Origin of the sequence: Nocardiopsis alborubida, assembly GCF_012396365.1 — a bacterium.
GTDB classification, from domain to species: Bacteria; Actinomycetota; Actinomycetes; order Streptosporangiales; family Streptosporangiaceae; genus Nocardiopsis; species Nocardiopsis alborubida.
This window is the reverse complement of sequence record NZ_JAAXPG010000048.1, coordinates 1-21,001: the sequence shown is the minus strand read 5'-3', so window position 1 is coordinate 21,001 and position 21,001 is coordinate 1. Positions and strand designations below refer to the sequence as shown.

Sequence of the window (21,001 nt, the reverse complement as noted above, 5' to 3'; positions counted from 1 at the left end):
GCAGCCCTCCCCCCACGGCGACAGAGGCGACAGAAGGGTAAGGACATGTCCGCGAACACCACGGCGACCACGGCAGGCGGCGGAGAACCCGCCGGGATCGGCCTGGGGCTGGTCCACGAGCAGGGGCGCTCGCTGCGCCTGACCCACGACGGGAACGAACTCGTCCGTTACGTGTACCGGCCCTGGGACGTGCAGCTGGAGTCGCCGCGCCCCTACCTCCACCCGATCCGCACCCTGGGCGGGGACACCGTCAGCCTGTACCGGCCGCACGACCACGTGTGGCACAAGGGGATCGCGTGGTCCCTGCCCAACGTCGGACCGGCCAACTTCTGGGGCGGCCCGACCTACCTCCGGGACTCGGGGTACCGGCAGCTCGCCAACGACGGCTCGACAGAGCACCGATCCTTCGACCTGATCGAGACCTCACCGGAACGGGTCTCGATCGGAGAACGACTGGAGTGGGTGACCGAGCAGGGCGAGACCTGGTTCTCCGAGCGCCGGGGGCTGCGGTTCACCGCGGCCCCCGGCCGGGGGGCCTGGACGATGGTGTTCACGACCTCCTTCACCAACCTGACGGAGGAGGAGGTCCCCTTCGGCAGCCCCACCACGGAGGGGCGGCCCAACGCCGGGTACGGAGGCCTGTTCTGGCGCGGCCCCCGCTCCTTCAGCGGGGGCCGCGCCTACACGGAGGGGAGGGAGGGCGACGACGACCTCATGGGAACGCGGTCGCCCTGGCTGGCCTTCACCGGCCGCCACGACGGCACGGACGCGGCGTCGACGCTGACGTTCGTGGACGCGCCCGACAACCCCGGTCACCCCGTCAAGTGGTTCGTGCGCAGCGGGATCTTCGCCTGTGTGTGCCCGGCCCCCTTCTTCGACGAGGTGGTGACCGTCCCCGCGGGGGGCTCCCTCGCCTACCGGTACGCGGTCGTCGTCGCCGACGGGGACCGGGGCGCGGAGGGGGCCGGGGCCCTGGCCGACCTCGGCCTGGGCGAACTGGCGGACGCGGCCTCCGAGCGCGCCGCCACCGGCCCTGTCCCGGGCGCCGACGGCGGCACGGGCGGGGAGGCGCGGTGAACGCCCCGCGCGTCCCCGGCTTCCCCGGCGGCACAGCCATCTCCCACCTGCGGGTCTACGACTGGCCCGCCGTCGACGGTCGTGCGGGGGGCTCACCCCACCTGCACACCGCCTCGGCGGAGGGGTACGTGGTGCTCCGGGGCGAGGGCGCGCTGGAGACCCTGAGCGGCGCGGGGTTCCAGCGGACCCCGCTGCGGCCCGGCAGCCTGCTGTGGTTCACGCCGGGGACCGTGCACCGGCTGGTCAACGACAGCGGCGACCTGGAGATCCTGGTGGTCATGCAGAACGCCGGCCTGCCGGAGTCGGGCGACGCCGTGCTCACCTACCCGGGCAGGGTCCTGGCCGACCCGGACGCCTACCGCCGGGCCACCGTGCTGCCCCGGGCCGTCACCTCGGCCGAGCGTGCGGCGCGGGAGCGCCGGGACCTCGCCGTGGAGGGCTACCTGGAACTGAGGGAACGGGTGGAGCGGGAGGGGCCGAACGCGCTGAAGGGGCTGTACCGGGCCGCCACGGAACTGGTCCGGGACCGAGCCGCCGGTTGGCACCACCACGTCGACAGGGGGCCGGTCCACCAGGCGCGGAGCACCGTGCAGCACCTGGAGGCGCTGGGCCGGGGTGACGGGGAACACCTCGCCGGTTCGGCCGTCTACACCGCCGACTCCCCGCCCGGGCCGCTGCGCAACGGTATGTGCGGGCACCTTCGGGTGTGGGACCTCGACGGGGCGAGGAGGGCCGGCTGAGGAGGGAACGGGAGGACCGGAGCTGACGACACGGGTACCGGAACCGGATTCGTGCGGGGACACCGCCCGGTTCCGGTCCGTGGTGTGCTTCGGTTCCGGACACAGGGCCGTGACCTGGGCAGAGATCAGGAAACCGGGAACCCGGCGAAGCCGTCACACGGCCCTCACCAGGTATCCTGAGCCCGCCGGGGGCGCGGAGGGGCTGCTCCGAAAAAAGAAACCGCGGGCCGCCGCGAGCCAGCCGGAGGCCAGCGAGCAGCAACCCGCGCCGTACGGGGGCACGGGGGTCGCCCCCCGAAAAAAGAAACCGCGGGCTGCCGCGAGCCAGCCGGAGGCTGGCGAGCAGCAACCCGCGCAACGTGGGCGAGGAGGGATTTGAACCCTCACATCCTTTCGGACACACGGACCTGAACCGTGCGCGTCTACCGTTCCGCCACCCGCCCGAGTGACATGCCATTCAGTTGTGTTGCCAGGTGAACCGGGCTTTTCGTCCGTTTCCCCCTGGCGACATGGATAAGGCTAGCACGGTCTGAAGGTGGGTCGCACACGCGTTTCGGACCACCGGTTCGCGGCCCCCGGGCGGCCGTCCCGGGGGTGCGCCTGAAACCAGGGGCACCTTGGCCCGGTTACGATCGTCTACACATACGAAGTGGAGTACAAAAGGGAGGTACCTCGTGGGAGTGCTCCAACGCTTCGAGCGCAGGCTTGAGGGCATGATCGAAGGCACCTTCGCGATGGCCTTCAAGTCCGAGCTCCAACCGGTCGAGGTGGCGAGCGCCGTCCAGCGTGAGATGGACGAGCGTGCGGCGATCGTCGCCCAGGGTCGAACCCTGGTTCCGAACGACTTCATCGTCGAACTGGCCACCAGCGACAAAGAGCGCCTCGAAGTCTACGCCGACAGCCTGGGGCAGGAGCTGTCCAAGCTGGCACGCGACTACGCGACGGAGCAGGGCTACTCCTTCGTCGGGCCGGTCCGTGTTCACTTCAGGTCCGACGAAGGCCTCAAGACAGGTCGCTTCCGCATCCGCTCCGGCGTCGTGCGCGGCACCATGGTCGGCAAGGACGGCGAGGTCCGCCAGCCGGTCGGCGACCCCGGCCCGAGCGGTGGCCAGCAGCAGACCGGACGTCCGCGTCTGCTGATCTCCCCCGGCGGCGCCGCCGCCGAGGGCGCCATCGCCAGCCACGGGATGCAGCAGTCCTTCGAGCTGACCACCCCGGTCACCCTGTTGGGCCGCGGCACCGACTGCGACCTGCGCCTGGTCGACAACGGCGTCTCCCGTCACCACGTGGAGATCCGGTTGGACGGCGACGAGGCCATCCTGGTGGACAAGGGGTCGACGAACGGGACCTTCGTCAACGGACAGCAGGTCAGGCAGGCCCGCCTGGTGGACGGCAGCAGGATCAGCCTCGGCCGCACCACCATGACGTTCCGCCGCGACTGACGCCCGGCGGCGGATCCGAAAACCAACGCGGTTCCACGGGCGTCTGACAAGGGGCGGGCCGGGCTCAGGTCCGCTGTCAGATATCCGGCCGGGAGGGTAGTCTCCGCGAAGACCTGACCGATCGGGCACAATGGCCGCGGCCGCAGGCCGCGTCCAGCGACCTCGCGACTCACCGACCCGAAGGTGGGCAGACATGGTGGCGGCGCAGATGACCGCCATCCCGGCCGAAGCACGACAGGGGCTGAAGAGCAGTTCGATGTCCAACTTGACCCTCATACTGATCAAGATCGTGTATCTCGCGGGGCTTTGGCTGTTCGTCCTCACCGCGATCGGTGTGATCCGCACGGATCTCTTCGGCTCCAAGAAGAAGCCCCGGAGGAAACCGCGCCCGGCGGCGCCGCGCCGGGACCGGGACCCCTCCCCGTCGTACTCCTCGGCGCAGCCCGCCCGGCCGCCCCGCGCGCGCCGGAACGAGCCCACCGCCCTGGTCGTCACCCAGGGGTCGCTCAAGGGCACCAGCGTCGACCTCGCCTCGCAGCCCATCCTCATCGGACGCGCCCCGGACTCCACGCTCGTCATCACCGACGACTACGCGTCCGGCCGCCACGCGCGCGTCTACTCCGACAACGGCCGCTGGTTCGTGGAGGACCTGAACTCGACGAACGGCACCTACCTCGGCCAGCAGAAGCTGAACCGCCCCCAGCCCATCACGGTGGGACAGCCCATCCGTATCGGCAAAACCGTCCTGGAACTGCGCAAATGACAATCGCTCTCCGATACGCGGCGTACTCCGACGTAGGATGCCTCCGCGAAGGCAACGAAGACTCCGGCTACGCCGGCCAGAACCTCCTCGCGGTCGCCGACGGCATGGGCGGTTACGCGGGCGGTGAGGTGGCCAGCTCCATCGCGATCTCCTCGATCCGCCGCCTCGACTCCGAGCCGCCACGGTCCGACGAGATGGCCGAGGTGCTCCAGCGCGCCGTCGAGCAGGCCAACGCCTCCCTGTCGCGCAGGATCATGGAGGAGCCCCAGCTGGAGAACATGGGCACCACCCTGACCGCCATGCTCTGGGCCGGTCCGCGGGTGGCGCTCATCCACATCGGTGACTCCCGCGCCTACCTCATGCGCGGCCCCCGCTTCGAGCAGATCACCCACGACCACACCCTGGTGCAGACCCTGGTGGACGAGGGCAAGATCACCGAGGAGGAGGTCGCCACCCACCCGCAGCGCTCCCTCATCCTGCGCGCCCTGGACGGCAAGAGCCCGGTCGACCCCGACATCTCCATCAGCGAGGCCAAGGCGGGCGACCGCTACCTGCTCTGCTCCGACGGGCTCTCCGGCGTGGTCAGCAAGAAGACCATCCACGAGACCCTCGCCACCGAGGCCGACCCGCGCAGCGCGGCCAAGAAGCTCATCGAGCTGGCCATCCGCGGAGGCGGCCCGGACAACATCACCGCGGTCGTCGCCGACGTCATCGAGGCCGAGACCGACAGCGAGGGGCCCACCCGCGCCTCCCAGGTGGTCGGCGCCGCCGACCAGCGCCGCGAGAGCGTCGACCAGGGCAACGACACACCCGCCAGACGGGCGCAGGAACTGCGCGGGGGATCCGGCGACACCGCCGAGATGGACCCCGTCCGGGACGAGCCCGGGCCGGACGCCTACGCCGCGGGCGACGCCTACCAGGAGCCCTACAACGGCGAGTACGACGACTACGAGGCCCCGCCGGCCGACCGGCGGGGCCGTTCGGAACCCGAGTACCGCCCCAGGCGCTGGTGGCCGATGGTGCTGGTGTTCCTGGTCGTGGTCGCCGTCGTCGCGGGGGCCACGTACTACTTCGGCAGCCGGTACGTGAACAGCCAGTACTACGTGGGTCCCTCCCCCTCGGGGGACACCGTCAGCATCTACCAGGGCATCAACACCGACATCGCGGGCTTCAGCCTGTCGGAGGAGGTGGAGGAGACCGAGATCACCCTGGACTCGCTCTCGGAGGCCGACCGCGGCTCGGTGGAGAACACCCTGCCCGCGGAGAGCCTGGACGACGCGCGGGCGAGCGTCGACGTGCTGAGCGAGGGCGCGGGCGGGGCCCGGACCGAGGAAGGGTCCGGGTGAGCCCACGTGAGTAAGGCTTCCGAACCCGAGGCGCCGACCGCGCTGCCGCCCGTCAAGAGGCGCAACGCCGAACTGGTCCTCATCCTCTTCGCCATCGTCATCACCATGGCGGGCATCGCGATCGCGGGCCTCAACCTCAACGGCCAGGTCCCCTCCGCGATGTGGACGGTGGGCCTGACCTTCGCGGCCCTGTCGGCCGCCGCGCACGTGGCGATGCGCTTCGTGGCTCCCTACGCCGACCCGCTGATCCTGCCCTGCACCCTGTTCCTCAACGGGGTCGGCGTGGCGATGATCTGGCGGATCCAGGCGGGTGAGGCCGAGGACATCGAGCGCGCCGGGGCCGGCTCACAGGTGATGTGGACGGCGATCGGCCTGGTCCTGTGCTTCCTCATCATCATCTTCCTCAAGGACCCCCGCGTCCTCCAGCGCTACACCTACGTCAGCGGCCTGAGCGCGATCGTCCTGCTCGCCCTGCCGGTCATCCCCGGCCTGGGCCAGGAGGTGTACGGCGCGCGGCTGTGGATCGGCATCGGGCCGTTCACCATGCAGCCGTCGGAGTTCGCCAAGATCGCCCTGGTGATCTTCCTGGCGTCCTATCTGATGAGCAAACGCCAGGTCCTGCAGATCGTCGGCAAGCCGATCAAGATCGGCCGCTTCACCCTCATCGAACTGCCCCGGGCGCGCGACCTGGCACCGATCCTGGTCGGCTGGGTACTGGCCATCGGCATGCTGGTGCTCCTGCGCGACCTGGGCACCTCGCTGCTGCTCTTCGGCACGTTCCTGGCGATGCTGTACGTGGCCACCCAGCGCTCCTCGTGGGTGACCATCGGCCTGGCCCTGTTCGCGGCCGGGGCGTTCGTGGCCTACCTGCTCTTCTGGCACGTCCAGGCCCGCGTCAACATCTGGATCAACGCCTTCGACCAGGAGGTGTACGAGGCGGTCGGCGGTAGCCAGCAGCTGGTGGAGGGGCTGGTGGGCATGGCCTACGGCGGCCTCTTCGGCACCGGCCTCGGCGCCGGCGAGCTGTACAGCACCTTCGCCGCCGACAGCGACCTCATCCTCGCCACGATCGGCGAGGAGCTGGGCCTGACCGGCCTGCTCGCCATCCTCATGGTGCTCGGCCTGTTGGTGGAGCGCGGCATGCGCATGGCGCTCGCGGCCACCGGCGCGTTCAACAAGCTGCTGGCCAGCGGTGTCGCCTTCCTTCTCGCCTACCAGGTCTTCATCGTCCTGGGCGGCCTGACCCGGGTGATCCCGCTGACCGGCTCGACCACGCCCTTCATGGCGGCGGGCGGTTCCGCGCTGCTGGCGAACTGGATCATGATGGGGATCCTGCTCCGCATCAGTGACAACGCCCGACGCCCCGCACCGCAGGCCATCCAGGACGAGGGCGCGACACAGGTGATCCGACGATGAACACACCGATCCGCAGACTCAGCATCTTCGCCTTCCTCCTGATCCTGATCCTGATGGCCAACGTCACCTGGCTCCAGGGCTTCCAGGCGCAGGCGATCAAGGAGGACCCGCTCAACCGGCGTCAGTTCACCGAACGGCTCAGCGAGGCCCGCGGCCCCATCCTGGTCGCGGACGACAACGTGGCCTACTCGGAGAACATCGCCGGCGAGAGCGAGTCCGCGGAGTTCCAGCGCATGTACGAGGGCGGCGGACTGTACACGCCGATCGTCGGCTCCTTCCGCACCTACGGCGCCTCGGGCATCGAACTCACCGAGAACTCACTGCTCGACGGCACCGACGACCGGCTGGCGGTGCGCAACTTCCGCGACATCATCACCGGCCGCGAGCCCGAGGGCGCCCAGGTCCAGCTCACCCTGGACCCGGAGGTGCAGCAGGCGGCCTACGAGGGCTTCCAGAACCTGGGCGACAAGAACGGCGCGGCCGTGGCGCTCGACCCCAGCACGGGGGCGATCCTGGGCGCGGTGTCCTACCCGTCCTACGACGCCAACGAGGTCGTCAGCATCACCGACATCGACTCGGCCGTGACCAACTACACGGAGCTGGAGGCCGACCCGCGCAAGCCCCTGCTCAACCGGGCCCTCCACGAGTTCTACCCTCCGGGCTCGACGTTCAAGGTGGTGACCGCCGCGGCGGCCATGGAGCACCTGGGCGCCACCCCGGAGTCCACCCAGGAGGCCCCCGACAACATGGACCTGGGCGGGAACCTGCCCAACGCCACCCCGGGCGGCACCTGCAACGGCGGCCAGCCCGACACCCTGGCGCACTCGATCCAGATCTCCTGCAACACCTCGATGGCCAACTGGGCGATCGAGATGGGCGGCGAGGCCCTGTCGGAGCAGGCCACCGCGTTCGGGTTCAACCGCGAGGAGGAGCTGAACGTCCCGCTGTCGGTGATCCCGAGCAGCGCCCCGGTGGAGAGCGACCCCAACATCCTGGGCCGCGCCGGCATCGGCCAGTCCAACGTGCAGGCGACTCCGCTCCAGATGGCGATGGTCGCCGCGGGCGTGGCCAACTCGGGTGAGGTCATGAAGCCCTACGCGGTGGACACCGTGCGCGACTCGGACCTGTCCGTGGTCACCCAGACCAGCCCGGAGAGCTACTCGCAGGCGGTCAGCGCCAGCACCGCCGAGAGCCTCACCGAGATGATGACCCTGGTCACCGGGCCGGGCGGCTCGGGAACCAACGCGGCCATCTCCGGTATGGAGGTCGCGGGCAAGACCGGTACCGCCGAGACCGGCCCGGACAGCCCCACCCACAACTGGTTCATCGGCTTCGCCCCGGCTGACGACCCGCAGATCGCGGTCGCGGTCGTGGTCGAGTACGGCGGCAGCAGCGGCGGCGAGATCGCCGCCCCGATCGCCCGTCAGATGATGGAGGCAGTGGTTCAGTAGTGAGCGCCTACGAACCGTCTTCCCAGAACGGTCCCGGTGACCTCACCGGGACCGTTCTGAGCGATCGTTACCGCCTGGAGGAGCAGGTGGGCTCCGGTGGCATGGGTACGGTCTGGAAGGCCACCGACACCCTGCTCAACCGGCCCGTGGCGGTCAAGCTGCTGCACCCCTCCCAGATGGCCGAGCCGACGGCCAGGGAGCGGTTCCGCACCGAGGGCCGGATCACCGCAGGCCTCTCCCACCCCGGGATCGCCCAGGTCTACGACTACGGCGAGGAGAACGGCCGCGCCTTCCTGATCATGGAACTCGTGGTCGGCGAACCTCTCTCCCAGGTCCTGCGCGAGCAGGGCCGCCTCAGCGCGGACCAGACCCTGGACTTCGTGTGCCAGGCGGCCAAGGCCCTGGCCGCCGCGCACGCGCGCGGCGTGGTGCACCGCGACATCAAGCCGGGCAACCTGCTGGTCACCCCGGACGGCCAGCTCAAGCTGACCGACTTCGGCATCGCCCGCGGCGACATGTCGGTCACCCTCACCCAGACCGGCATGGTCATGGGCACCGCCCAGTACATCTCCCCCGAGCAGGCCTCGGGCAGGCCCGCGACCTCCTCCTCGGACCTGTACGCCCTCGGCGTGGTGGCCTACGAGTGCCTGGCCGGGACACCGCCGTTCACCGGCGACACCCCGGTGGCGCTCGCCCTCGCGCACACCCGCGAGGAGCCGCCGGAGCTGCCCGGCGACGTGCCCGCGGACGTCGACCACCTGGTGTCCTCCCTGCTGTTGAAGGAGCCCGAGGACCGTCCCGCGTCGGCCAGCGAGGTCGCGCACACGGCCGCGGTGATCCGCTCCAACGCCGGAACCGGTCCGCCCACGCCCTCCACCGGGTTCCAGGGCATGGCCCAGACCGCGGTGGTGGGAGCGGTGACCGGACCCGGCTCGGGTGCGATGACGTACCGGACCGCAGGCCAGCCGACCACCGTCACCGGTCAGGAGGACGAGTCGGTTAGGCTGGCCGGGGCACCGGAGCGGCGCCGCCGCGTCAGCGTGCCCGTGATCCTCGCGGCCGCGGCCGCGGCGATCATCATCGCGGCCGCGGTGGTGGCCGGATTCCTGTCCAACGGGAGGTCCGAGGTGGGCAACATGCGCGACACCGTCGACCCTCCCGCGGCGACCCCTTCTTCCTCACCGGAGGAGACCGAGGAGCCCGTGGAGACCGCCCCGGCGGACGTCCCCGTGGCCCCGGAGGGCGACACCGGCTGGAACACGGGGCCGCAGGACCCGGTGGAGAGCCCGATCCCCTCCCCGGAGGAGGGCGACGAGGAGAGCGACGCTCCCGAGGACGGCGAGGACGACGACTCCGAGGGCGGCCAGAGCCCTCCGCCCGACAACGGCACCCCGGGACCGCCAGGGGGCGAGGAGACTCCCCCGAACAACGGCGGCGGCGGTGGCGGTGGCGGCGGCAATGAAGGCGGCGGCGGCAATGAAGGCGGCGGAGAAGAAGGCACCACCTAGAGACCGTGAGCGAGAGACGTTCAGGGTAGGCGGCGGCCCGCGGGCGGCCTCCGGAAGACACGAGGATCACTACACGACATGTCCCAGCCCCGGCTCCTCGGCGGACGCTACGAGCTCGACACCATCGTCGGGCGCGGCGGCATGGCCGAGGTCTACCGCGCACGCGACCTGCGTCTCGACCGGCTCGTCGCCATCAAGACCCTCCGACACGACATGGCCCGGGACCACATCTTCCAGGCCAGGTTCAGACGGGAGGCGCAGTCCGCCGCCTCCCTGAACCACCCGGCCATCATCGCGGTGTACGACACCGGCGAGGACATGATCGACGGGGTGTCCATCCCCTACATCGTCATGGAGTACGTGGACGGGCGGACCCTGAAGGAGTTGCTGGACGACGACCGCCGCCTCCTGCCGGAGCGCTCGGCGGAGCTGGTCGACGGCATCCTCAAGGCGCTGGAGTACAGCCACGACAACGGGATCGTCCACCGCGACATCAAGCCCGCGAACGTGATGCTGACCCGAGGCGCCGACGTCAAGGTGATGGACTTCGGCATCGCCCGGTCCATGGACGACAACCAGGCGACGATGACGCAGGCCTCCCAGGTCATCGGCACCGCCCAGTACCTGTCCCCGGAGCAGGCGCGCGGCGAGCGGGTGGACCCGCGCAGCGACATCTACTCCACGGGCTGCGTGCTCTACGAGCTGCTCACCGGGCGTCCGCCGTTCACCGGCGACTCGCCCGTCTCGATCGCCTACCAGCACGTGCGCGAGGAGCCGATCCCGCCGAGCGAGATCGACCCCCAGATCCCCCACTGGCTGGAGGACGTCACCCTCCGGGCGATGACCAAGAACCGCGAGGAGCGGTACCAGAACGCGGCCGAGATGCGCGCGGACATCCAGCGCGGCCTGGCGGGGATGCCCACCCAGGCGGGCACCATGGCCATGGCCGCCGCCGGTGCCACGACGGCGATGCCGCCCGCGCCCGCCGACCGGTACGACGACTACGACGATTACGACGACGACTACGACGACCGTTACGACGACCGCGAGAAGAACCGCGGCGGCAAGACCGCGCTGTGGGTCCTGCTGGGCGTCGGCGTGATCGCCTCCCTGATCCTGGTGTTCGTGCTGTTGAGGATGGGCGGGAGCCCCGAGACGGAGACCGCCGCGGTGCCGGACGTGGCGGGGTCCACCGTCGCGGAGGCCCAGGAGTCCCTCAGCGAGGCGGGCTTCGACAGCGTCACCCAGGAGCAGCAGGCGAGCGAGGACGTCGAGGAGGGCCAGGTCATCGAGACCGACCCGCCCGCCGGCGACGAGGTCCCGGTGGACGAGGAGATCGTCCTGCACGTCTCCAGCGGCCCGGACGCCATGGAGATCCCGTCCGTGGAGGGCCAGTCCGAGTCCGACGCGACCGGCACGCTGAACGACGCGGGCTTCGAGAACGTCACCTCCGAGCAGAGGGCGGACGACAGCGTGCCCGAGGGCCAGGCGATCGGCACCGACCCGGCCGCCGGGGAGGCGGTCGCGCCGGACACCGACATCACGCTGCTGATCTCCTCGGGCCCCAACGAGGTGCAGGTGCCCGACCTGGTCGGCATGACCCGCGATGGCGCGGAGTCGGCGCTGGCGCAGAGGGACCTGAGCGCCTCCTTCTCCGAGGAGCCGAGCACGGAGGGTCCGGTCGGCACGGTCATCCGGCAGGACCCGGGGTCGGGGCAGAGCGTGGCGCCCGGGAGCACGGTGAACGTCGTGCTCGCGACCGAACCGGCCACGCAGGGGCCGCCGACCGACGGCGACGACGGCGGGGAGTCCCCTCCGGACGGGGGCGGGGAGTCGCCTCCCGACGGTGACAACGGCGGCGAGAGCCCTCCCGGCGGTGACGACGGCGGCTTCGATTTCCCGTCCATGCGCAGGGACTGAGGGAGCGGACGTGACGGCGGGCCGTTCCGTGCGAGAGCACGGGGCGGCCCGCCGCCGTGTGCGGGCGGTCGCCGCGAGGCGGACGGTTTCCGTGGAGGAGCGGTCGTCGTGTACGGGCCCGTGTCCTGGAGGGGTACTCATCCGCGGCCCGGCAGGGCGGACCGCACCGCGGGGACCGGCTTCGTCGGCGCGGTGGCGGGCGTCGGCGTGCGGGGCGCGGGGAGACGCGCCCGCCGTCGGAGAGGGCCCGGCCCGGCGCCCCCGGAACCTGACGCGGATCCGGTACGTCCCGCCGGTGACGGGGGCTCCCCCCGGGGCGTAGACTGTGTTCTCGTTCAGGAACCCGCCCCACGTACTGGAGCAGCGACCGTGCCCAAGTCCCGCAGCGATCGCAAGAAGAAGGCCGTCTACACGCCGCCTCCTTCGAAGGAGAAGCCCAAGGTCAGTCCGCGCTGGCTGGCACCGGCCATGCTCGGCTTCTTCACGCTGGGCATCCTGTGGATCGCCGTCTACTACATCGCGGGCAGCCAGATCCCCTACATGCAGGACTGGCAGAACTGGAACCTGCTGATCGGCTTCAGCGGCATCATCATCGCCGTCATCCTGTCCACGCGCTGGCACTGACCCCCCGGCCGGGCGGTCGGATCGCCCGGCGACGATCGCGGGTCCCCCTTCGGGTGCTCTCCTCCACAGGCATGTCCGCACCCAGATGAACAGCAACGACACGGGTTTTCCACAGGGTTATCCACAGGCTGTGGGTAGCTCTCTTCGGCATGCCCGCACACCGCGGGTACCGGGGGTCGCTCAAGGACGTCCGTGAACGACGGAGGCCCCGGAGGAGGTCTCCTCCGGGGCCTCCGCCCCTCCCCCGTCAGCCGAGGATGATCAGCGGTGCCGCGGCCACCAGGGCCACGAGCAGGGCGGCGAACGCCGCCGCCAGCAGGACGTGCGTGACCGTGCGGGCCCGGTTCCCGGCGGACTTCCCGGGCAGGTAGGCGAACACGGCGCCGAGCACGAGCCCGGCGACCAGTCCGCCGATGTGCGCGGTCCACGAGATGTTGGGGACCACGAAGGTCAGCACGAGGTTGACCGCCAGCAGGACGCCGATCATGCGCAGGTCCAGGCGCAGACGCCTGCCGATGACGAGCACCGCCCCGAACAGGGCGAAGATCGCTCCGGAGGCGCCGACCGAGAACTGGTTGGGCTCAGCCAGGAGGCTGAGCACCGATCCCGCGAGCGCGCCGAGCGCCCACAGGGTCAGGAAGCGGACGTGTCCCAGCCAGCGCTCCAGCTGCGTTCCCAGCAGGTACATGGCGTACCCGTTGAACAACAGGTGGAAGATGCTGCCGTGCAGGAACGCGGCCGTGAGGAGCCGGTACCACTCGCCCGGGAGCACCCCGAGCAGGGTTCCGTCCTCGACCCGGCCGATGCCGAGCATGGCGAACTCCCAGACCAGTGGCGAGGCGCCCGCCTGCCCGATCGGGGTGGACGTACCCAACTGGGCGAGGAACCCGGCCACCATCATGCCGAGGATCGTCCAGGTGACGTACGGCCTGGCGACGGCCCTGCCTCCGAAGGCGGTCCTGGCCCGACGCACCCCGCGGTTCCCCTCCGAGACGCAGCCGGGGCACTGGAAGCCCACGGACGCCTCGACCATGCAGTCCGGGCAGATCGGCCGCTCGCACCTGCTGCAACTGACCCCCGTCTCCCTGTCGGGGTGGCGGTAGCAGGTGCGCTGGGCCGGGCGCTCCGGCTCCGGAACCGCTCCGGACGGCGGTGGGGATGCGGTCATGGGCGGGTTCCTCCTCGGAGCCGGGGCGCCGTCACCGCTATCGGGTGATCTCGACGCTGTTGATCACCACGTCGTCGGTGGGACGGTCCTGGGAGTCGGTCTCCACCTTGGAGATCGCGGTGACCACGTCGTCCCCCTCGACGACCTCACCGAAGATGGTGTGGCGGCCGTCGAGCCAGTACGGCTTGTCCACGGTGACGAAGAACTGCGACCCGTTGGTGCCGGGACCCGCGTTGGCCATGGCCAGCAGGAACGGGCGGTCGAAGCGCAGGTTCGGGTGGATCTCGTCCTTGAAGGTGTATCCGGGGCCACCGCGGCCGGTGCCGAGCGGGTCACCGCCCTGGATCATGAAGCCGTCGATGACGCGGTGGAAGATCGTGCCCTTGTACAGGCTGTTGTTGGAGGGCTTGCCCGTGGTGGGGTCCACCCACTGCTTCGAGCCCTCGGCCAGGCCGATGAAGTTGGCGACCGTCTCCGGCGCCTCCTTCTCGAACAGCCTGATGACGATGGTTCCCTTGGAGGTGTTCAGCCGCGCGGTGGGCTGAGCCGTGGAGTCCGACACCTACGTGCCTTTCGATCGACTTCGTTTACGTGCTCACGTTACCCGTCCGTCCCCCGGGCTCGTCCTGGATCCGCCGCGGTTCCGCGGCGTCCGGGCAGCTCGCCGCTCCTCCGCCCGCCGCGTCCGGGCCCCCGTCCGCGTCGGGACCGATCTACCCTCACCGGGGGTGCCCTTTCGGTTCCGCGGAGTGGTACTCCCTCCTCCCGGGCCCGTCGTTCGCGGCGGGCGGACAGGAGAAAAACCCTCGGGCGGTGTCGAAACGAAGATCACACCCGGAGAGGACGTATGTTGAGATAACACCCGGGTAACGGGTAAGGACGACGGGGAAACCATCCGTGTGGCGCCGAGCGTCGGCCTCACCGGGTGGAGACCGTAGAACCGGTGAACGACCGAAGGAGCTGACGACGTGCCTATCACTTCCAAGCGACTCAAGGCACGCAAGAAGGAGACTGAGGCGAGCCTCGCTCGCCTACAGGGCATGGCCTGGGAAAAGGCCCGGGAACAGGCCGACCGGTTTGGCCCGTATGCCGACCAGGCACGCGACCAGGCCGCTCTCAAGCTCCTCCAGGCGCGCGGCTGGACCGCACCCCGGCTGGAGAACGCCGCGCTGCGTGTGGAGGACACCGTGGCACCGCGGGTCGCCGAGGCTCTCACCGCGGCCGCACACCGCGTGGACCCGAACCCGGGTCGTCGCGGGCTGATGCTGCTCCGGCGGGGCAACCGCCGGATCCCCCGGGGAGTTCTGATCGGCGGCGCCGCCGTAGTCGGCGGCATCGTCGTGTACTCGCTGGTCCGTATGCGCCAGGCGTCCCAGGACGCCGAGTGGCAGGAACACCTGGACCAGGCGCGCGACCAGGTCCGCGAGACGCGGGAGAACCTGGAGGGGCGGGCCTCCGCGACGGCGGACAAGGCCACGGAGGCCGTGGAGGAGACCGCCAAGGCGGCCAAGACCGCCAAGAACAAGACCAAGGAGACCGTTCGCACCGCCGCGGGCGAGAACCGTGCCAAGGAGAACGGCAAGCCCGGACACTAGGGCTGCTCGCAGGAGCGACGAGAGACGGACGGCCGTGCCGTGCGGGGGAGACCCCGCCCCCGGACTGGCTACCCTCCCTCCCCGCCGGGACGGATCCCTCCGTCCCGGCTTCGTCGTGTCGGGGGAGTCTGTCGAGGGGTGTCCGGAGACGGCGTGTCCGAGAACCGCCGCGTCCCGGCTCAGCGCGCACGGCGCGGTCCCGGGACGTCCGTACGGCACCGCCGTGCACGGTTCCGGGGCGTCCGGAGGCGGCTTCCCTCCCGGACACCCGCCCCGGCTCCGGCCCGGCCCTCAGGAGTCCTTGAGGACGCGGATGGTCAGGGGGTAGCGCCAGTTGTTGCCCAGGAGGCTGGAGATACTGGCGATGGCGGGGAGGATCGCCCAGCCCAGGGCGACCGCCAGCGTCACCAGCAGGGGTGCCACGAGCCAGAAGAGGGCCAGGCTCGTGAGCCCGGCGATGACGCAGAAGAGCTGGAAGTTGAGCGACTCCATGGCCTGGCGCCGCACGTAGGGCGAGATCCGGTCGCTCACGAGGAGGAGCAGCAGGGGAGCGATGACGGGGAGGAAGTAGTTCCCCGCGTGCCCGACCGCGGCCACGACCCGTTCGGCCGAGGTGCTCGGCAGGGGCTCCCGGGGGCCCGTCCTCTGGCCGCCGCCCTGGCCGGTGAACCGACCGAACGGGCCGGTGGCCGCTGCCTGGGGCGTTCCCGCGGGGGTGACGCCCAGGTCCTCGGTGAGGGGGACCAGGTCGGCTCCGAACTTGGCCCGCATGGCCCTGTCGGTGCGCTCGTCGAGTTCCTCCTCGTCGAGCTGGCCGCGGCCGAAGGCCTCCTGGAGGACCGTGATCGCGGCGTCGCGTTCGGCGTCGGTGAGGCGGATCTGCGGCCTGGCCTGCGGCTCCCAGGGGCGCCTCGCCGGATACTGAGGGTCCTGCACAGCCACTCCCACTCCCAACGGCGACGGGAGTACGGCACGGATCGGCCGTACTCCCCTCATGATGCGCCATAGGAACGGCTACGGCTATCGGGGCCGTCCCTGATCCTCCCCTGATCCGGGCCTCCCCCTTTCGGTGGAGACCGCATCGACTTTCGTCTGCTGGGCTTCCGGCTCTCAGGACGCCGGTTTGCCGGGACCCGGGGTCACCGACCGCCGGGCTGCCGGGGCTCCCCTCCCCGGAAGCCCGTCGTCACCGAGCGGCGACGGCCGCGGGGATCCGGGTCGGGACCGGTGCGGCGGCCCTGGTCGATTCCGTGGACGGCGCCGGGGCGGCGACCGGAGTCGGAACCGGGTCCGGGGCCGGCGCCACAGCGGGGGACGAGGCCGGGGCCGCGACCGGGGTCGGAACGGTCGAGGGGTCCTGCTCGGCCTGCTCCCGCTCGTACTGGCGCTCGGCGCTGGTAAGCAGCTCGTACCAGTTGGTGACGTCCTTGCGTCGGCGCAGCAGGGCGCGGCGCTCGCGTTCGGTCATGCCTCCCCAGACACCGAACTCGATACGGCCGTCCAACGCCTCTGCCAGGCACTGCGTCCGGACCGGGCAGCCCCGGCAGATCAGTTTGGCGCGGTTCTGCGCAGCGCCCTGCACGAACAGCGCGTCCGGGTCGATCTCGCGGCATTTGGCACGGGCCGCCATCTTCTCATTCCACATGTTGCCCCACTCCCAAGATCAGCATGTGTGGTGATCGGAATCCGCCGACTGGCGCGACCGCCGGCGGGTGAGGAGACGCGGACCGATCCGAGGACGGTGGTGCGAGGCCGGGCGGGGGCCGCCAGGCTCGCCTTCGGGGGTCGATCGTTTCGGCGCGCTGTCTTCCTCGTTGTCGCTGGTGTCGAAACTACGGTTCGTCCCAGTTCACCAACAGACCCCAAGAGGCCTATTTCTCATATGGCCCAGTAGGACCATTGCACTTAGGGGAAGTGTCATCATACACACACGCAGAGTAACTGCATATGGTAGAAGCGGGCCTGATGCACGAAGACGCCAGGACGCCGCCCCGGCTTTCCATTACATGCGTGATGACCTGCGGTTTCACAGCGTCCGACCGGTGGGACCGGGTACCCGGACGCGACTGGGCGAAGTGGACTCTGCGTCATCCTTGTCATCCGAACGGGCTATACGGACTCCTTGGTCGTACGTGCCGTGGAGCCACACCCGCCCCCCATTTCCCACCTTGGGGGACGAACCGGAACTACCGATTAGTAACAAAATCAGTTTCGCGGACTTCGGTGAAGGAAGAGCCTTTCCGGACCGACACGAAACGCCCATTCCGCTTTTTATCGACGCATCCTCCGAGGTCCGCACAGCTCGCGCGGGAGGACCGGAAGGTCCTCCGGCGGGGGACACCACGAGGACTCGACCGCGGCCGGAGGCACCGCACCGCGTGACCGCCCCCGGGTTCTGGAGTGGAGGACCTGGGCGCAGGAGAGGCCCCGAAGGCGGCGTGCTCTGCCACCGCACGGTCCGCAGTCGGCCCAGCGACCCCGAAAGGAAAACGGGGACCCCCCGTAGGGAGTCCCCGTCACAACGCCTGTCGGCGCTTTTCCTGGGTGGAGCCAAGGGGAGTCGAACCCCTGACCTCCGGTATGCAAAACCGGCGCTCTGCCAGCTGAGCTATGGCCCCATGAACCCGGACGCAAGCCCTGGTCACTCTGGAGAGCATACCTTCATCGGAGGGCGGTCCCGCTCACCCGGCCGGGTCCCGCACGCGGAGCCACGGTTCGGAACTGGGAGCAGCACAAAGCCGTGGGTCGCGCCTCGGGATTATCGGCCCACCCACGTCTTCGTGTCACTCACGAGCGGGCCGGGACGGCGCGCACGCCAGTCCCCGGTTCGCCCTGTGGAAGCCCCACGGCCGCGTCAGGCGGCCAGGAGGTCCGTCGGTCAGCTCTCGCTGGCCGCCGTGGCCTCGGTCCACAGGTCGAGCTCGGCGCGGTCCGCCTGGATCTTGCGGTAGACGGCGAAAGCCCCGAGGGCCACCAGCGCCAGAACGATGATCTTCTTCACTGTCTGGACCCTTTCGTTGATCCGGTGCGTCAACGCGGGCTCCCGTCCGGGACGGGGGCTCCGCGGAGAACTTTATGAGGTTGTCACCAAGCAGACTAGCAAGCCGCCGGGAGCGGTCCCCGCCACAGTGGACCGATTTCCGCCAACTTCTGGGCCCGATACGTGAAGGGCGCACGCGGGACCTCAGGTCAGCAGCGCCATCCGACGCAGGATGCCCATGCTGACCTGCGGAGAAGCCGCGATCCGGGTGAGTTCTGACCACACCCGCTTGCAGGCCGCGACCGACTCCTCCGCCTCCACGATGGAGCCGCCCTGGGTGGCCTCGACGTAGGCCAGGGCGGCCTCGTCCTCGTCGAACTCCAGGACGGAGAAGGGCCCCGCGACACCTGGGTGCGGGCCGGCCGAGGTCGGCAGCAGCTGCACCGTCACCCGGTCGGACCCGGTGGCCAGCTCCACGATGCGGCTAGTCTGCGCGCGCAGCAGTTCGCGGTTCCCGGACACCCGCTGGAGGGCGTCCTCCTCGACGATGGCGTGGTAGCGGACCAGGCCCCCTGGGGAGCCGAGGTCGGGGCCGCCGTGGTCCAGGACCTCCTGGCGCTTGAGGTAGGCGGCCACCATGCGTTCGACGGTGCGCTCGCCGTGGCCCAGGGCCCGCGCCACCGCCGCGGTGTAGTCGGGCACCTGGAGGAGGTCGGGGACGAGTATGCCCGCGTAGGACTGCACCGAGACGGCTCCCGCCTCGTTGCCCACGTACGCGGAGGACAGGACGTCCTCGTACTCGGTCCACCAGGGGCGGAGACGGGACTCCCGGACGAGGGTCAGGATGGCCTCTCGCTGGCCGCCGGTGACGCCGTACAGGCGCAGGAGGGCGGAGATCTCCATGACCGACGGCCACTTGCGGATGCCGGTCTCGATGTGTCCGAGTTTGGCGGGGGACCACTCCAGCTCGTCCGCGACATCGCTGAGGGTCATACCCGCCTGTACGCGATGGCGGCGGAGTTCGGCGGACAGCCGTCGACGACGGACCGTGGGGCTGGTCATAACGATGATCCCATGACGCAGAGTGGCTGAGGTGTACCACCAGCGAAACACGCTACCTAGCATCTAGCAATGAGTTTCTAGAAAACAGCTGCCGATTCGATGCATTACGGAGGGCGCAAACCCCGGCGGGGGGACGACAAACCCGTCCTTTGTCATGAGGGCGAGGCCCGGGGGAACTGGGGGAGGCCGGAGAGAGCGAAGGGGAGTTGACGGCGTGCGAGGACGTGTGAGGTGTTACAGGAGTGGATCGGAAGCGGAGGTGTGATCAGAGCAGGATGGGAGTGGAGATGGATGGCGGGAAGGGTGGGGCGGACTGGAGGAGGGATACAGAGAGTTTTGCTGTGCACTTGAGAAACAGGAGCAACAGGAACAACAAGGACAACAGGAATAACAAGCGCACCAGACAAGTTGGCCAGGAATGACATCAGCCGCGGGCCTCTGGTTCTCAGCCCCCAAGGGATCAGGGTTCCCGCGGAACGGCCGGGCCCCGGGGGAGGGTCGGGTCCGCTGGGGCGGGGGACGGGCCGTCGACGTGTTCCGGGGCCGTGGCTCCGCGGGCCCGGCGACTTCGGATGTGCGGTGACCTCGGAGGTGGGAGGGCCGCCTGATTGCCCCTGTCCTGTATGTCTCACCTTGATGCCAGCGTGGAGAAACAGCGTACGATGCTTGAGGTGCCTGCTTCGGCGGGCGTAACCGTACACATAGAGGACACCCATGAGCTACCCCATTGACGACGCCGAGCAGCTGATCGCGAACGCGGAGGCGGAGATGCCGCCGAGCACCCGCTCCCGTCTCATCGCGAAACTCCGGATGGGGAAGCACATCGACGAGGCGGCGGCCGAACTCGACGTCAGCCCGGCCCAGATCTTCTCGACCGGCCGTATTCTCACGGCCTTCGGCGACCAGCTCGACTTCACGCTCACCGAGCAGCGGGACCCCTCTCTGCCGCATGGCACCGTCACCGGGTACAACAAGCGGTGCCGGTGTCCCGAATGTCGGGGAGCCCTCCAGCAGCGCGTCTGAGACGCTGCTGAGGGGGTCTGAGACGCCGCGGGGGCTTGAGGGGCGGGGGCGGGCACGCAGCAGGGGGCGAACGCGGCTGGCGGGGCAACGAACAGCCGCTGCGTCGTGTGTCCTGTGTGCCCTGCCCTGGGGAAGCGGACCGGGACAGGTTTCGGTTCCTTTCGGCTGAGGTCCCGGGTGTGATCTGGTAGGTCCTTCAGCTGATCCGGCGGGCTCCTCACGTCTGAGAAGACCAAGCCGACCACCTGCGCTAACGCCTCGTTAACCGAGACTTCCCGAACCAATACGGCGAACACAGGCTTATCAGCCCCCGGTTGGGGAAAATCGCAGATCATGAACGAGTACGTGGACTGGTCGGCGATGAGCGAAGAAGACTTCTTTGCGCTGCTGCGGCAGCTCATCGACATCCCGGAAGCCGACGAGGACTGACCAGAGGCCGTCCCCCGACGCGGGTCCCCACCCCTTCATCCCCAGGCGCACGACGAGGCCGCGACCGCGGTGTTCAGCGTGCGCCGAGAAGGGGCTTCCGTGACTCGCGCTTCCGCGTTGCGCCTGTTGTCGGGCTCGACTGCTGTCGGGCTCGGCGAGGTGGACGGGCACGTCCCTCGTCCACCTCTGTCGTGACGGGGCCTGATCCTCACCTCTGAGGAGAGCATGCTCCTCGGTCCTCGCGGCCCGGCTCAGGGGGAAGGTCGTACGCCCCCGTCCACGGGAGGTCTCGCCCGCTGGAGGCGGGGCGTCTGGAGGCGGGGCGTCAGCCCGAGCACCTTCCAGCGAGGGTCTTGTGTGGGTTGTCCGCAGAACACACCACACCCCGACCCCCACCCATTCACTGAGAACCAGAGACCCACCCCCACCCCCCGCGTTCACAAACGCACAAACACCC

17 protein-coding genes, 2 tRNA genes and 1 pseudogene are annotated in these 21,001 nt (G+C 70.0%); 12 read left to right on the top strand and 8 right to left on the bottom strand.

Annotation, left to right across the window (positions count from 1 at the left end; genetic code table 11):
* Positions 1 to 45 precede the first annotated feature (45 nt).
* Entirely contained in the window at positions 46 to 1,077 is a 1,032-nt protein-coding gene (locus HGB44_RS30390) for a DUF6807 domain-containing protein (protein WP_061082883.1), read from the top strand.
* Positions 1,074 to 1,817, top strand: coding sequence for a cupin domain-containing protein (locus HGB44_RS30385; protein ID WP_061082884.1), 744 nt, complete (start codon positions 1,074 to 1,076; stop codon positions 1,815 to 1,817). Before HGB44_RS30390 ends, HGB44_RS30385 begins: the two co-directional genes overlap by 4 nt.
* Positions 1,818 to 2,177: 360 nt before the next feature.
* On the opposite strand, the gene HGB44_RS30380 is transcribed toward HGB44_RS30385, so the two are convergent.
* A tRNA-Leu gene (locus tag HGB44_RS30380) sits at positions 2,178 to 2,260 on the bottom strand.
* Positions 2,261 to 2,491: 231 nt separating this feature from the next.
* On the opposite strand from HGB44_RS30380, the gene HGB44_RS30375 reads away from it, so the two are divergent.
* The 8 genes from HGB44_RS30375 (at position 2,492) to HGB44_RS30340 (ending at position 12,287) form a co-directional block, all read left to right on the top strand.
* Positions 2,492 to 3,259: an FhaA domain-containing protein gene (locus HGB44_RS30375; protein WP_449289536.1), complete on the top strand. Its 768-nt coding sequence runs from the start codon at positions 2,492 to 2,494 to the stop codon at positions 3,257 to 3,259.
* 256 nt (positions 3,260 to 3,515) lie between these two features.
* Positions 3,516 to 4,022 (top strand): FHA domain-containing protein FhaB/FipA, encoded by a 507-nt coding sequence (locus HGB44_RS30370; protein WP_174547308.1) that lies wholly within the window; start codon positions 3,516 to 3,518, stop codon positions 4,020 to 4,022.
* A complete protein-coding gene (locus HGB44_RS30365; protein ID WP_061082885.1) occupies positions 4,019 to 5,368 on the top strand; it encodes a Stp1/IreP family PP2C-type Ser/Thr phosphatase in 1,350 nt (449 codons plus the stop codon). Before HGB44_RS30370 ends, HGB44_RS30365 begins: the two co-directional genes overlap by 4 nt.
* Positions 5,369 to 5,374: 6 nt before the next feature.
* Positions 5,375 to 6,784 carry an FtsW/RodA/SpoVE family cell cycle protein gene (locus HGB44_RS30360; RefSeq protein WP_061082886.1) on the top strand — a complete coding sequence of 470 codons (1,410 nt, stop codon included), beginning with the start codon at positions 5,375 to 5,377 and terminating at the stop codon, positions 6,782 to 6,784.
* Complete coding sequence (locus tag HGB44_RS30355) at positions 6,781 to 8,235, top strand: peptidoglycan D,D-transpeptidase FtsI family protein (protein ID WP_061082887.1); 1,455 nt, start codon at positions 6,781 to 6,783, stop codon at positions 8,233 to 8,235. The genes HGB44_RS30360 and HGB44_RS30355 overlap by 4 nt, the downstream gene beginning before the upstream one ends.
* The gene (locus tag HGB44_RS30350; RefSeq protein ID WP_061082888.1) at positions 8,235 to 9,743 is read left to right on the top strand and encodes a serine/threonine-protein kinase; all 1,509 of its coding nucleotides are present in this window, start codon (positions 8,235 to 8,237) and stop codon (positions 9,741 to 9,743) included. Before HGB44_RS30355 ends, HGB44_RS30350 begins: the two co-directional genes overlap by 1 nt.
* A gap of 78 nt (positions 9,744 to 9,821) precedes the next feature.
* Positions 9,822 to 11,663, top strand: a complete 1,842-nt coding sequence (gene pknB / locus HGB44_RS30345) for a Stk1 family PASTA domain-containing Ser/Thr kinase (protein WP_061082889.1) — start codon at positions 9,822 to 9,824, stop codon at positions 11,661 to 11,663.
* Positions 11,664 to 12,032: 369 nt separating this feature from the next.
* Positions 12,033 to 12,287: a cell division protein CrgA gene (locus HGB44_RS30340; protein ID WP_061082890.1), complete on the top strand. Its 255-nt coding sequence runs from the start codon at positions 12,033 to 12,035 to the stop codon at positions 12,285 to 12,287.
* A 247-nt stretch (positions 12,288 to 12,534) separates the two neighbouring features.
* Here the strand turns inward: HGB44_RS30340 and HGB44_RS30335 are convergent, their stop codons facing one another.
* Entirely contained in the window at positions 12,535 to 13,455 is a 921-nt protein-coding gene (locus tag HGB44_RS30335; protein WP_233458983.1) for a rhomboid family intramembrane serine protease, read from the bottom strand.
* Between the two features lie 37 nt (positions 13,456 to 13,492).
* A complete protein-coding gene (locus HGB44_RS30330) occupies positions 13,493 to 14,017 on the bottom strand; it encodes a peptidylprolyl isomerase (RefSeq protein WP_061082892.1) in 525 nt (174 codons plus the stop codon).
* A gap of 406 nt (positions 14,018 to 14,423) precedes the next feature.
* Here HGB44_RS30330 and HGB44_RS30325 point away from each other — a divergent pair, with 406 nt between their 5' ends.
* Complete coding sequence (locus HGB44_RS30325; protein WP_061082893.1) at positions 14,424 to 15,050, top strand: hypothetical protein; 627 nt, start codon at positions 14,424 to 14,426, stop codon at positions 15,048 to 15,050.
* 291 nt (positions 15,051 to 15,341) lie between these two features.
* Here HGB44_RS30325 and HGB44_RS30320 read toward each other — a convergent pair whose 3' ends face one another.
* The 5 genes and pseudogenes from HGB44_RS30320 to HGB44_RS30305 form a co-directional block, all read right to left on the bottom strand.
* Positions 15,342 to 15,986, bottom strand: a complete 645-nt coding sequence (locus tag HGB44_RS30320) for a DUF1707 and DUF4870 domain-containing protein (protein ID WP_061082894.1) — start codon at positions 15,984 to 15,986, stop codon at positions 15,342 to 15,344.
* 418 nt (positions 15,987 to 16,404) lie between these two features.
* Positions 16,405 to 16,695, bottom strand: a pseudogene (locus HGB44_RS32285) (WhiB family transcriptional regulator); the annotation flags it as partial.
* Positions 16,696 to 17,595: 900 nt separating this feature from the next.
* Positions 17,596 to 17,668 (bottom strand) — tRNA-Ala (locus tag HGB44_RS30310).
* A gap of 260 nt (positions 17,669 to 17,928) precedes the next feature.
* Positions 17,929 to 18,051 (bottom strand): DLW-39 family protein, encoded by a 123-nt coding sequence (locus tag HGB44_RS31670; RefSeq protein WP_014912962.1) that lies wholly within the window; start codon positions 18,049 to 18,051, stop codon positions 17,929 to 17,931.
* Positions 18,052 to 18,234: 183 nt separating this feature from the next.
* Positions 18,235 to 19,092 (bottom strand): helix-turn-helix domain-containing protein, encoded by an 858-nt coding sequence (locus HGB44_RS30305; RefSeq protein ID WP_082768580.1) that lies wholly within the window; start codon positions 19,090 to 19,092, stop codon positions 18,235 to 18,237.
* 714 nt (positions 19,093 to 19,806) lie between these two features.
* Between HGB44_RS30305 and HGB44_RS30300 the strand changes: the two genes are divergently transcribed.
* A complete protein-coding gene (locus tag HGB44_RS30300) occupies positions 19,807 to 20,115 on the top strand; it encodes a hypothetical protein (RefSeq protein WP_061082896.1) in 309 nt (102 codons plus the stop codon).
* Positions 20,116 to 21,001 lie beyond the last annotated feature (886 nt).